The sequence below is a fragment of the Halarchaeum nitratireducens genome (genome assembly GCF_017874695.1).
GTDB lineage: Archaea > Halobacteriota > Halobacteria > Halobacteriales > Halobacteriaceae > Halarchaeum > Halarchaeum nitratireducens.
Map to the genome: position 1 here is coordinate 18,250 of NZ_JAGIKY010000020.1, position 13,305 is coordinate 31,554.

Below are 13,305 nucleotides of genomic sequence, written 5' to 3' on the forward strand. Positions count from 1 at the left end.
CAGATGGTGCGTTTCTTCGCCCGCAAAGCACACCAACGGGAGTCATAGCCCGTCGCACCACCGGTTGCCCGACCGCACGTGGCGACCGTCGAGTCGGAGCGTTGCTTCGCCAGGTACTCGCAGGTTCAAATCCTGTCGGTGGCGCAGTCCATCGAGAACATCCCGGACAAAGAGCGTACGAGAGGACGCTCGACACCGGTTCCGCTCCGATAGTTTTCCGGTCGCCGTGTCGCCAGTGGCCGTCGATCTGGAGCGCTACGTCGATGGCACATTACGGGTTCGAATCCCGTCGTTCGCTCCAGAAATTGTCCGGCCACTCGTGTTCCCGTAGCTCAGTCAGGACAGAGCACCGGCCTTCGAAGCCGGGTGTCGCACGTTCGAATCGTGCCGGGAACGTCCAGCCGAGCGATGCGAGGCTGGTTCGGGAAGTTTCTCTCCCGAGACTCGTTGCTCACAGAGCGTGTGGGCAGCTGCGATCGGAGTCGCCTGTTGCGGCTCCGGGTGATAGGATGGAATTCAACACGCCAAAGCAAACGGTCGCGGAGGCAACGCGGACCACCAACTACGAAGGTGGGGAAGCGTTCGAGCCTGCCGACCCCCGACTCGCACTGTACAAGCGCACGATCAACCAACTGCTGGAGGGCTCGTTCTACGAGTCCGATGACGAGCAGCTAGCTGCTGTCGTTCAGCAGTTCGATGCCGCCGCAAACGACGACCCGGAGTTCGTCCTGAAGCTCGCGGCCTATGCGCGCCAGGAGCTCTACTTGCGGGACATCCCACAAGTGCTACTCGTACTGGCAGCCAACGACGACCGATTCAAGGACGACTCCCCCGAGTCGCTCATCCGCGAATGGGCGCCGGCGATCATCCAGCGGATGGACGAGACGGCCACCGCGCTCGCGGTCCACGATCAGCTGTTCGACGGGACTGCGCCGTGGCCGCTTCGACGCGGGATCGAGGATGCGCTGGTTGAGATGGCCGACACCTACACGCTGGGCAAGTACGACCTGTCGCGGCGCGAGGTGACGCTACACGACGTCTTCAACCGCGTTCACCCCACGCCCGTCGACGCCGAGCAGGAAGCGCTCTTCGAGCGGTTCATGCGTGGCGGCCTCGACGACTATCCCGACGTCGACCCGTTGCCGGCGCCGAACACGTGGGAGACGGTTATCTCCGAGCGCGGCAACACCCAAGCCGCCTGGGAACTGCTCATCGAGGACGACGAGTACACGCTGCCCATCTTCGCATCGATCCGGAACCTCCGGAATATGCTCGAAGCCGGCGTTCCGGAGGCCACCGTCGTGGATCACCTCGACCTGGAGGCCGTCCGGCACGCGCCGCTGTACCCGTTCCGGTACTACCAGGCCTACACCGCGCTGCAAGACGCGGATGTCCAGGCACCGGCGGTCGAGCAGTGGCTCGAAGACGCAATTGATGTCGCGGTCGAGACGGTGCCTGGCGGATTCGGCGATACCTTTGTTGCGGTCGACCTGTCGGGATCGATGGATCAGCCGCTGTCCGCGAACAGCACGCTCCGACTGAAGGAGATCGGTGCGTTGTTCGGTGCGATCCTGGCCGACCAGGGTGCTGACGTCGGCGGGTTTGGCGACGACTTCCAGACCGTTCCGATGCACGTCGACACGCCAGTCCTGCAGCGCCAAGCGGCGGTGTTGGCGATCGACGAAGACGTCGGGAACTCGACGAACGGCTGGAAGGCAATCGATTACCTCCGCGAGCGAGGTGAGCCCGTCGAACGCATCGTCGTCTTCACCGATATGCAGATCTGGGACAACACGCCGTTCACGGCCCGCGATTCCCAGACGGTCAAAGACGCGTTCGATGCGTATCGAGACGAGGTGTCTTCGGACACCGCGCTGTATCTCGTCGACCTCGCGGCCTACGGCGACCTGGTGACGCCAGAAGGCTACGAGAACGTCTACAACATCTCGGGATGGTCGGAGAACGTCCTCTCGTTCATCGAACACGCCGAGAATCCGAAGCAGATCATCGATGAGATCGAGGCGTTCGAACTGACCTAGCCCTGTTCGGATCTTTTCTTTGAGGATACGCGAGTGGTGGAGTTCGAAAACACGCGGTCGTGCCACGACCGAGACGGGCGTTCGAATCGTCCCTCGTGCACTCGGAGTACAGTTGTCGAACATCTGGCCCGTGAGACGCGCCTCAACGGAGATGATAATATGGCAGTATCCAATACCACCGACCTAGACTCGACGACAATTGCCGTCGTGACGATTCGAATCCCCTGCGGCGCGGATGGAGACCTCGTCACTGACGCTGAGAAGCGTCTCTCGCGGCCCGAAACTATCGATGACGTCACGATTGACGAATTGGATAGTATCGAGCCACAGCTGTCGGCCACACTCATCACCGTCGAAATTACGGTCCGGTGGGCTACGGCGATTGGCGATGAGGAGGAGGTCAGAGACAGACTGGCTGGTGTCTCGGGACTTGAGTCAGTCAGACGGATTGCATAGGCCGTTCAGAACGGCATAGCCGAAAGTGTAGTAATTTATTTGACTGTTACCAAAATATTGGTATCTGTTAGATGTACGAACCGTTTGATGAGACTGCTGTTAGAGTGTTGCTCGCAGTCAATCCTGGAGATTCGATCCGAACGGTAGCCCAACATCTCCACACCCCCTACGAAACGGTTCGACAAGCAGTCAATCAACTAGAGGATGCAGGGTATCTTCGATATGATGATGGACTGTTCGTGACCGACGATCGCGTCCGTAAGGCGGCACGAGACCTGCTGGCCACGAGTGCCGCCGTGAATCCACCGTCCATCGAAGAGGCGTACGTACTCCCACAGTTCGGTGACTGGCCCTTCGCCTTTACACAGGTGGACGCCGTCTACGTGTGGACCCAAGGGGGCTATCAGGTTGGTCGCGAGCCCGGAGACTACCCGCTCTTTCTTGCCGTCCTTGAGAAGGACATCGACGCCTGGCAGCGTTTTTTCGAACGGTTTGGAATCCCAACAGGATTTGAGCGACAACCGGAGGAATCATTTGAAGGTCCTCTCCAAGTCGTCCTCAACGAGCGTTCGGTGCTCAACCCCGACCACGTCGAAGGATATCCAGTCATCTCTCGGCGCGAGACGATAGAGTTCATGCGGAAGCATTATGCGACGTTTCAGTCAGCACTTGCTATGCTCGATCGCATGTACGACGATCTCGATCTCGACGTTTCCTACCGTGAGTCAGAAAGAGAATGCTCGTGAGGTTCACAGCAGCAATTGAATTATCGACCGCCTCCACGGTGAGGTTTAATTGATTGCCGTTGGTTTGACATCGACAGCGTTCCCGGGTTGCTATTTTTGAATAGTTTGCTATTCATACTCTTCAACCCGTGACGAGTCGATATCTGATTAACCAACAAATCTATGCCGATACGCACTTTGTTGGTTAACACGAGGCGACCGCTGATGTCCTACGAACCACCGACGCCGCCGGCGGAACTCCCGACAGAACTCGTCAACACGCTCAACGAGTACCCCTCTGAACAGCTACAACACGTTGCCCGCTACGCTGAAGAGCTAGCTGAGCACAAAGCTCGCGAGGCACGTCTCGAAGAGGACTCAGATGAAAGCGAAATCGAAGAACGTCCCGACGATCTGCCGGACGACGTCCCGGCGAAGGCCACGATCACGATCAAGGAGATTAACGACAACCGCTACTACTACTGGCAGTGGCGAGAAGGCGAAAAAGTTCGTTCCCAGTATAAAGGCCCCGTCAGTCCCGACGAGTAGACGGTGGTGAACCGTAGCCGGAGGTTTGTCAAGCGCAATTAGTAGCGTAGCAGAGGACACCCCCCAGAGTGTGAATGGGTTCAACCCACCCCACACCCCTCAGTGTGAATGGGTCCGGTCAGTCCAAACAGGTAACACTCGGAGAGAAGATACCCACCCCACGTTTCCGTCGTAACTGGAGGTTGGTGGAGGGAACGCAGCCACGATCGAGGGGATCACACCCCCCACGTTTCCGTCGTTTCGTCACCCGGCCAAAGTCGATTATTGGGAGTAGAAGATGACCTCGGATCACCCACCCCACGTTTCCGACGTATCGAGAGATACACTCGTGATCAGGGGTGTAGTCAGCGACCGAAACGGGAGCTAGGCCAGGTCTTCCAGCCGGCTATCCCGGAGGACAGATTTCAGCACGATGCCGGTATCCTGAACCAGCCGGTGCTCGAGATAACTGCCTTCACCCCGGCCACCACCGGTCCGAGTTGATTCAACGACACCGAGGAACGCCTGCTCTTTCAACAGCTCGTAGACGCGGTGCTCGCTGAGAGTCTTCGCGTCAGCCTTCTCTGTCGTCGCCTGATACCGTTCGTAAATCCGGTTGGTAGAGAATCCATCCTCGTTCGGATTCTCTTCGGTGAGCAGCGCGAGAGAATAGAGGATGAATTTGACCTGGGTCGTCGATCCACGGAGAAGCTCCTCGAACCGATCGATTTCAGCCCACTCCTGAGCATCACGAACGTGTTCCTCAACGACTGTGTCGACGTTTTCTCGTTCGGCTAGTTCGCCGGCGTGACGAAGAATTTCGATGGCCTTTCTGGCGTCACCGTGTTCTTGAGCGGCTAGTGCCGCCGTCAGCGGGATCACATCATCGGAGAGAACGCCATCGTGGAACGCGTCCCGTCGGTGCTTCATAATCTCGCGCAGTTGATTCGCGTCGTAGGGTTGGAAGACGAACTCCTCCTCGCGAAGACTCGACTTGACGCGTTCGTTCAGCTGGTCGCGATACTCGATTTTGTTGCTGACTGCGATGACGCCCAGGTGGCAATCCGCTTTCCCCGATTCGCGAGCCCGCGAGAGCTGCATAAGAATATCATCGTCATCGAGTCGGTCCACCTCATCGAGAATGATGATGACTGACTCGTAGGCAGTATCCAGAATCTCCCAGAGATAGTCGTAGTATTCACCGCTGCCGATCCCTGCGCGTGGAATATCGAAGTCAGTCTCGTCCGTCTCGTTGAGTGAACGAGTCACCGTCCTCGCGACGCGTGTCTGTGTGTTGTGCTGCGCGCAGTCAACGTAGACCGTGCCCACAGACACACCGTTCGACTCCGCGGCTCGCCGTGCTCGTTCGGTGACGTGACGGGCAACGAGCGACTTCCCGGTCCCCGTTTTGCCGTAAATAATCACGTTGTTGGGCGGATCGCCACGAACGATCGGCCTGAGTTCAGCAGCAACGGCCTTGATCTCGCCATCCCGGCCGACGATACGGCCGCTTTCAGGGACGTGGCCAACCTTCAGCAGCTCCTTGCGAACGAAAATGTTGGCGCGGTCGGGGTCGTCTTCATCAAAGTCAAAGAGGGGATCGTCAGCGGGATCCTCGTAGCGGCCGTCGAAGTCAGAGAGTTGGGACGGTTCCTCAGCCATCAATATCAGACATCGCGGATGGGACCTACTTAATGATTTGGCTACCTCGACCAGAGTGTAAATCGGGCTATGGTCGTCTTCTGATGTTTTGTCGCTGGCGTATCATCCTCACAAAGGGTCGAGTCGGTCCCGAGTGAAATCGAATTTGGAGCGAGACTTACCGACGCAGACCGGCACCCCCAATCCAGAGTGAAAACGCCAGACTGGAGCGGGTTTGACACACCCCTGGTCAAGAGTGAATGACATCCTCCGCGCCATGAACGGCGCGGTTTCCCGAGCGTTGGGATATTATGGTTCGCGGGACACCTGCTCTTGTGGGGCTACTCGCCCCGTGGATTTGTCGAACAGGCGCACCGCTGGCTGTGCCATCCAGCCGTTATCCCTATCTCCCCCATCACAGGCGAGATTCGGGAGTACCTTCTGTCGGATGTTCTCTGCCCCGTTCACGTCGGCGTTGGCGACCAGCCCACACGCCTCGCAGACGTACAGCCCACGCTCGACGCGCTGGCCATCGTCGGTGGTTCCGCAAGACGCACACGACTTCGAGGTATCGCGTTCGTCCACGCGCTCAACGCTGATGCCACGCTCGTAGGCTTTGTATTCCAGCATCTCAATGAAGCGATCGAACGCCCACCCGTGTAGGTCCAGATTTCCGTGGTCGCTCCAGTTAGTTCCCTCACGGATGCCCGAGAGGTCGCCCACGGCAATCGTCCCGACGTTCCGGGCAGCACACTCGGCCACCATATCCGCTGAAACAGCGTGCAAGAAGTGGTCCCGTCTGGCCCGGCGCTTGCGGTTCAGTCGTTGCGCTTTGTGCGAGTCGCTGTCGTCGCACTTGGCTCGCTCTTTCTGGAAGTAGTAGTCGTCCTCTTTGAGTGCGCCACCGGGGTATAGCAACGCCTCGTCTCCGACCGCGACGGCGGCGAAGTTGCAGATGCCGAGGTCGATGCCCGCCACCCCATCGCCGGGCGGCTCCGGGTCGCCAGTTTCGACGCGACAGACGATGTGTAACTTCCATTCGTCGCCGGTCCAGACCGCCCGGATCTGCTGGACTTTTTCTACGTCCACGTCCGGGTCAGCGGCGTATTCACAGAGTACAAAGTCCGACCATGAGTCTTTGAGATTCGCCCCCTTTGAAAGTCGAATCCGGTTATGGTCAGGATCGTGCTTGAAGCCGTCCTCTTTGAACGTGACTGTCGAGCGAGGGTGGTCGTCGCCGTGCTTGCGGTAGCCGGGCGGGTTCGCATCCTCGTTACCGTTCTCGCGGTGAGCATACCACGACTCGAACGCTTCAGCCAATTCTTCGAGAATTGCCTGACTGGATTGTGCGTTCAAATCCGCGTAGCGTTCGTGACTCTTGAGGTACGCTTTGAGTGTACTGTCGTCTGGAACCGTGCCGGTTTCACTCCAGATGCGGTCGCAGGTCCACCGGGCGACGTTCCAGAGTTTTGAGGCGGCGAACCCGAGCGAATCGAGGTCGTCGCACACCTGCCGGTGGTTGCGGATGGAGGCAACGTAGGTGCGCGTGGCCCAATTCGCCATACAGAGGCCGTGCCGGGCTGGCTACATAATGGCTCGTGAACCAGAGTGGAAGTAGAATATCCGGCCGGGCTGTCTCGGGCTGACTGTTGAACTAAGTTTACGCGATTCACGCCCGGCCTGAAGGCCGGGATTCCCTCGCTTAATCAAAATAGCCCTCCATCCGGGAGCAGCGTACTTGGTTGAGACGACACCCCCCGTCCAGAGTGTATCTCCCGAACCGGGTAATCAATCACTTCTATGAGAGGACACATCGCCCCTGGACGTCTGACGCACGGCAGACACCCCTCGTCCAGAGTGAAAGCGCTGGTGTGACGAGCTGGAGTGGGGTGTGAACCTCGAGTGACGCTGCGAGCATTCGTCGGCACCCCCAATCAAGAGTGAAGACGCAGGTCAGATCTCCAGCCGAAGCAAAGCAGGGTACAATCGGAACTGTCGGGATTGGGTGTCTTGATTCCGATTGATGAGGGAGATCGGGAGATACCAATCACGATTTCGGTTTTGACACCGCTTTGCTGGTTGGCGAATAGCCAAAACAATGATTGTTCCTTCAACGTTTCACAATACATGGACGACGGAATCGAACCCCCACACCCCTCGTCCAGAGTGAAACGCTACGAGAGTCCTTCGGTCAACCCGGCGGAAACCACACGACGAGTCGGCTGGGAAGTACCGAAATCACAAGACGTGAGACGTGTATCCCTCGAACAGCAGTCGTCACACAGTCGAAGATCCTCTAAACATACCAATCTTCATAGTATTACCTAGAAGTTTTATTACTACCTACCTCCTACCACTCTTCAAGTGCATTCAGCACAGGGGAGAGGACGAAGGCGGCATTCGTCCGGGTGGTTTCGAACCGCTGCTCGTGTTCGTTGTTCCATTTCCTCCGTGTTCTCACGTCTCAGGCAGTCTTTCCGTGATTCTTGCTGATCTTCTCTCACGAGAACCCCTATTTCCCGTGGACCTCACCCCCCACCTCTGATTGGTTTTCACTCTGGACGAGGGGTGTGTGGGTGAGGTATTCTCTCCAAGTCGCCTCCGTGACTCCGCTCAGTATTAACCAACAAACCTCCCGATGCCTCGATAGTGTTGGTTAATCTCCCTGAATCTCAGTGAAGGCGGCCAAGTCCGTTTCCCGAGTTTCCGCGATCTCGCGTTGAATCTCCGTCCGATCCCAGCCAAGCGGTGCCAGCACACTCTCGACAGCTCTGACGAGTTGTGTCTCGTAGTACGACGCATCGTACGACTCTATCTCTTCGTGGGCCAACGCGACCCGCTCTCGCGAACTCTTCTCGTCGTCGACAACTACGTACTCGATATCCTGTCCCGGGTGGATGGCGAGGTCTTGGTCCCGAGCCCGCTTCAGCGCCGCCACGTTCTGTGTGTTCTGCGTGTACCCTTCCAGCGGCTTGGAGACACGATTCCGTTCGACGAGCTGCTCGACCGGCACCGTTCCAGCGTGGAGGCGCTTGATTGCTTCCTGGAGACAGTCGAGTGCGGTGTCCGGAGATCGAGTCGCGTCGAGCCGTTCGAGACAGTCCCGCTGGACGTCCTCGATGAACGTTGGGGTTGAGCGCTGTCGGGCTTCGATACCTCTGACCTTGAAGTCGTCATCGCCGGCGACCTTCCCAAAGTACTTCGTCAGCGCGCCGGCGCCGCTCTCGCGCTGCGGCACAAACGCCACCCAGTCGTAGTGAGCTTCGTGTTCGAGCCGGATCTCGACCTCTTCCGTGATTGCCGTCGCGAGCGTCTGGAGGTCCTCGCGGTCCTCGTCGTCGACATCGGGGTCCGGGGTCACCCAGATGGAGTCGACGATGCCGTGGACGACCCGCCAGCCGCCGGCTTCCAGCCGCTGTTTCGCCGTCAGCAGAATCTCTCGAGCGAATGCATTAATCGCCTCGTGGCACTCGATGCGGCCGAACTTCGCGTTGCTGAACCCCTGATAGCCGAAGCAGGCGACGAGGATCCACTTTAGCGCTCCCGACCGCCCCTCGAGTTCCGCCAGCCGGTCCTCGTCGGGGTCGTCCCGTTCCTTCTCGCGACGGATGGCCGCCTTGATCTCGTCGCGCGCGTCGATGATCGGCTGTAGCACGTCAACGAGGTAGCCCCGGTCGTCGCAGATCGAGTATCCGAGACCGGGGACGTCGTCGCGGTCGCTGTGGCAGTCACACCGGATGACGTCCGGTGAGACGTTCCGGGTACAGATGATGTTCGGGTACAACGAGGAGAAGTCGAGTTCGTGAACGTTCTCGTGGAGGCCGACCTCGGGGGCGAAGATGAACCCGCCGCGGTCGGCGTCATGGAGTGTCCCCATCGGCTTGTAGAACTCGTGGCGCCAGGAGTTCCACGGGACGAGAACGCCGCGGTCGTAGGCCTCGCAGATCTGGATCGCGGTGAGAACGTTCCCGATCGATGCCCACGCGAGCTCCTGGACGGGCTTTTTCGAGCGCGACACGAGGTCGAGGACGCCTTCGAGGTTCGTCTCCCCGTAGAAGAACGTGTTCGACTCGTCGATAATCGCCCGGCCGGGGATGTTGTACCGCGCCGGGGAGTGGCCGACGCGGCCGTAGCTCGAGTACGTCGACCGGCTCGCAAGCTGCTGATAGTCGACGTCCGGCCACCGGCTCAGCGAGAAGTCGTCGATGCCGGCATCCGTCGCCATCTCGTACAGGGTCGGGACGATCTCGCTCGTCGAGCAGACCAGGACGTCCGGATCGTGTGCGTCGAGCGCCCCCTGGACGGCGGTCAGGAGATCCGTCGGCGAGCCGGTGACGGTGTCGCCGGCGACGGACAGCTCCCCATAGATGTCGTTGCTCGTTTCGGTCACTGGAACGCTGACCCGGAGCGTCGACAGTTCGCTCGCCGGCGTCGGATCGGCACCGGTCTCCAGACAGTACCGGAACTCCCGCGAGAAGTCGACGTTGAAACAGGCGAGATCTCCGACTGGATAGGCTGACAGCTGGCGTGCCTGTCGGGCGAGTGGAGTGACGCGGTCGATGTGGGCGACATCAACCGCGAGAACAGTCTCCTTGTCCCGTCGAAAGCCCGGTCGTCGCGCAACCATTTCGGTCGCAACGACGTCCGGGTGCTGGTCGTACACCGACTGGAGCGTCGTGAGGTCGAGGTTGGCATCAGGGTCGCGAGCGGCGACGTAGAAGCGTGGCGCGTAGTCATCGCGCTCGGTCGCGACGGCGCCGTCGGCGGTCGCCTCCCACTCCAGGACGCGGCCGTCGTCCAGGTAGTCGATGCTGAACGGCATCGTCACGGGTTCGCGTCCGAAGGAGCGGCCTCCTCGTCATCATGTGCTGCGACTGCGGCCTCGAGTTTCTCGAGGCGTTCCTCGTGATTGTCGAGACGGCCCTCCTGTTCGAGATCGATGCTGAGCAGCGCCGGCAGCAGCGGGTTCTGGTGGTTCAATAGTCCGCTGGCGTCGGCGTGCTCGCGGGCGTACTCGAACAGCTGGTCGAATCGAGGCTGGTCGCGACGCCGCAGTGCCCGGCGGAACTCAGCCCACCGCTCTTCGATTGCCCGCAGCGCATCTCGGTAGGTTGGGTTCGTACGCCCCATCGCTATCGTCCTCCTACCCCGGTTGCGGTCCACGCATCGAGCAAGGGATCTGCGGTGGGCGCCACCGTCTCACCGTCAGCTGTGACGCCCGTTCCGACGCCCTCCGGAGTCGGCGTCGACGGCGTCGGCGTTGTCGGTTCCACGCCGACCTGCGTGGCGCGTGCCGCGAGCAGCTGCCGCCAGTACGCGAACGTCGTCTGGTAGTACGCGCCGTCGTCGACGGGATAGACGAGCGTCTCGAAGTCTTTGCCGACGACCCGTGGCCCCATCCGAGTCTGCTCGCACTCCAGGTGGTGGTCGGCGACCGTCGCGACTGGCTCGGTGAATTCGTTTCGTTCGTTTCGCGTAACGAGCACCGGGACGTCGTACCCCTCGGCGTAGGTCGCTAACCGAGCGAGAGTTCGAGCCTGAAGGGTTTCCGCGTGGGTTTCGCCGAGGGTATCGTCGGCGCGGTACTGGGCGTCGACGGCCGGCGCGACGATGAGGGCGGGCGTGTGGGGCGACGTGTCCTCGTCACGACTTGGTTCCCCTCGACCGGCCGCCCCAGAACCGGCGGTGGACGACTGGATTACCTTATTCACCGCTGACGGGAGACCACAGACGGCGCCGTAGTGCTGGTAGGCGGTGAATCCGCGTGCCACGTGGATTCGGTTGAGCAATCGTTGACTAGGGGCGATTTGGGCGAGTGTCGTCGTCGTCGCGTGACCATTTGCGTCGATCCAGAAGGCGGGCCCGTCGTGCAGGAGGAGATGGTCGAGTACGAGCGACTGCAGGATCGGGACGCCGCGGCCTCCCTCGACGTCGAGCAGCGTGATGCCGTCGCCGAGTGACGGCAACAACATCTCGTCCGTAGTCGGATCGGCCTGGTCAGCAAGGGACCGATTGCGGTCAGCGCCCCGTGTCGGCTGGTCCACCGCCAATCGGTTCGACGTTGAGTGTTCTCCCATACTCGATTAGTTGTCTACGTTCCCGATAAGCCGCGGCGTGTCGCTTCCGCGTTTCAGGAAACTCGATATGATCCCCTCCAATCCCGGTACAGTCCTGAGTAGTCTCCGTTTGGATCCTGTTTCCGAGAATAGTTCCTGAATCGAGCGTACTTCGTGTTAACCAACACTCGGCCGTATTGACGGCGGTGTGTTGGTTAAATCTACCCAGCTGCAGTCTCGAGCCTGACTGCTCGGAATGTTAATGCTCAACGCCACGTTGGAAGAGGTGCTCTATGAGCTATCCACGAACCCACGTCGACCACCGAAACCCCGATCACCACGAGTCAATGCACCCAACTCGAAATATCGTGAACGCCCACGTTGTTGCCGGGGAATTTCTCACTTCGCGGTACCACGAGGCGCTTCAAACTGTTCTCCATCCCCTCGGCGAGTCTCTGGACACCAAAGACCAACATGCGCTCAACGACCTTGGCATCGTCCATGCTAATGGTTCCTTGAACGAGCTTTCCTCTATCGTTCGCACATACGTCAAACTCGACGAGTATTGGACACGCACCCATCGTACTGCGCTCAACGAACTATTCGCTGATCGACGTGCTCACGTCCTGAGTTGCTGTACGCGGTTCCTTTCTGAGTTCCCTCGACACATTCTTGAAGCCGAATCCGGCCGTTCCGAAACTGCGCTGGATACTACCCTTGCTCCGCTTCTCGAGTGCGGATTTCTCTCACACACAGATGATGAGAAAACCCCATACTCTGTTGATGAACACCACGCGCTATATCGGCCGACTGAACGGCTCTTCGACGCACTTCTTGACCAAGCAGCTGTTCTCTGTGAGCTAATGCCCCCGACCGAGCTCTAACCACCCGATTCAGAGCCGAAAAGGATCTGTAGAAAACGACTGCCTGCCGGAAGGGGTCATCATCGGACGCACATCAACGGGAAGAACTACCGGACTGCGGCTATCGCCGCTGGAATAACTGGGGGGGAATCTAGTCTCACTCCTCAACCATCCGATCAAACAGCGACCGACATCGCTCACCGCCGTCTGTGAAGGATTGATACCCAATCTGCGTGTCGACTAGGTGAGTATAGGAGAGCCAGCCATCACAAATCTCGCCAACGTCGTAATACTCCTCATCCAGCCATTGCCCCATCGCAAAGCTCTGGTTGATCTGCTCCTCGCAGTATATTCCAAGTATCAGGATGGCATCCTCGGGAGCGCGATCGCGGGCCTCCTCAAACTTGCTCTTGAGCTTGCGATCGATGGAGTTCTGCGTGGTCTTCGGAAGCCCCCACCCGAAACCATCGGACAGGGAATCAGCAAAGTCCGGCTTCGTCACCTCGATCCACACGTCTTCTTCGTCCGTCGTCAAGCGCAGATCAAAATCCTTCTCACCAACACGCGCGTTCAACGAGACGCGTTCACGCCCGTATACTGTCCGCAGGTGATACAACAGCACGAGTTCCGCAAAGACGGAATTGATGCGGTCGACATCTTCCTTCCGCAGCTCGTTGAACCAGTCCTTCGTCGCGTCCGCCTCCTTGTCTACCACTGTTAGGCACTCATCGATCACCTCCAGATCGCGCCGTTTGAACTTCCCCAGAAGCCTCTCACCTTGGACGTGGCCATCGCCAAGGAACTCGTCGATGTTCGGATAGGCTCGAGGTGACGGGTATAGCTGCGAGTGTCTGTAATCCGTAGCAAGAACACGCTCCCAGCCGAACGAGAAAAGCGTGTACGCATCCGTCTTTAGTTAAGCGAGAAACCGCGTGATAGCGGCGGCTTATCGAGGCATCTTTCGGAAGGAATGAGGAAGTCCAGTCTGTGTACGACA

General features: G+C 59.3%; 11 protein-coding genes and 1 tRNA gene. 6 read left to right on the forward strand and 6 right to left on the reverse strand.

The genetic code is table 11. From position 1 onward, the window contains the following. Positions 1-321 precede the first annotated feature (321 nt). From J2754_RS15250 to J2754_RS15270, 5 genes are all read left to right on the forward strand, one after another. Positions 322-396, forward strand: a tRNA-Arg gene (locus J2754_RS15250). A 113-nt stretch (positions 397-509) separates the two neighbouring features. After that, positions 510-2,039, forward strand: coding sequence for a TROVE domain-containing protein (locus tag J2754_RS15255; RefSeq protein WP_211087940.1), 1,530 nt, complete (start codon positions 510-512; stop codon positions 2,037-2,039). A gap of 159 nt (positions 2,040-2,198) precedes the next feature. Continuing rightward, complete coding sequence (locus tag J2754_RS15260) at positions 2,199-2,495, forward strand: hypothetical protein (protein WP_049983792.1); 297 nt, start codon at positions 2,199-2,201, stop codon at positions 2,493-2,495. Positions 2,496-2,566: 71 nt separating this feature from the next. After that, positions 2,567-3,241: a MarR family transcriptional regulator gene (locus J2754_RS15265; protein WP_049983793.1), complete on the forward strand. Its 675-nt coding sequence runs from the start codon at positions 2,567-2,569 to the stop codon at positions 3,239-3,241. A 204-nt stretch (positions 3,242-3,445) separates the two neighbouring features. After that, on the forward strand, positions 3,446-3,769 hold the full coding sequence (locus J2754_RS15270) for a DUF6788 family protein (protein ID WP_049983794.1): 324 nt from the start codon (positions 3,446-3,448) through the stop codon (positions 3,767-3,769). A gap of 363 nt (positions 3,770-4,132) precedes the next feature. On the opposite strand, the gene J2754_RS15275 is transcribed toward J2754_RS15270, so the two are convergent. The 5 genes from J2754_RS15275 to J2754_RS15295 all read right to left on the reverse strand — a co-directional run bounded on the left by J2754_RS15275 (position 4,133) and on the right by J2754_RS15295 (position 11,466). After that, complete coding sequence (locus tag J2754_RS15275; protein WP_245333094.1) at positions 4,133-5,410, reverse strand: Cdc6/Cdc18 family protein; 1,278 nt, start codon at positions 5,408-5,410, stop codon at positions 4,133-4,135. A gap of 288 nt (positions 5,411-5,698) precedes the next feature. After that, the gene (locus J2754_RS15280) at positions 5,699-6,952 is read right to left on the reverse strand and encodes an RNA-guided endonuclease InsQ/TnpB family protein (protein WP_211087941.1); all 1,254 of its coding nucleotides are present in this window, start codon (positions 6,950-6,952) and stop codon (positions 5,699-5,701) included. A gap of 1,093 nt (positions 6,953-8,045) precedes the next feature. After that, positions 8,046-10,211, reverse strand: coding sequence for a type B DNA-directed DNA polymerase (locus J2754_RS15285; RefSeq protein WP_211087942.1), 2,166 nt, complete (start codon positions 10,209-10,211; stop codon positions 8,046-8,048). A gap of 2 nt (positions 10,212-10,213) precedes the next feature. Beyond that, positions 10,214-10,519: a DUF8156 family protein gene (locus J2754_RS15290; RefSeq protein WP_211087943.1), complete on the reverse strand. Its 306-nt coding sequence runs from the start codon at positions 10,517-10,519 to the stop codon at positions 10,214-10,216. A gap of 2 nt (positions 10,520-10,521) precedes the next feature. Then, positions 10,522-11,466, reverse strand: coding sequence for a hypothetical protein (locus J2754_RS15295; RefSeq protein ID WP_425351003.1), 945 nt, complete (start codon positions 11,464-11,466; stop codon positions 10,522-10,524). Between the two features lie 272 nt (positions 11,467-11,738). Here J2754_RS15295 and J2754_RS15300 point away from each other — a divergent pair, with 272 nt between their 5' ends. Then, complete coding sequence (locus J2754_RS15300; protein ID WP_211087944.1) at positions 11,739-12,329, forward strand: hypothetical protein; 591 nt, start codon at positions 11,739-11,741, stop codon at positions 12,327-12,329. Positions 12,330-12,465: 136 nt separating this feature from the next. Here J2754_RS15300 and J2754_RS15305 read toward each other — a convergent pair whose 3' ends face one another. Then, a complete protein-coding gene (locus tag J2754_RS15305; protein ID WP_211087945.1) occupies positions 12,466-13,023 on the reverse strand; it encodes a hypothetical protein in 558 nt (185 codons plus the stop codon). Positions 13,024-13,305 lie beyond the last annotated feature (282 nt).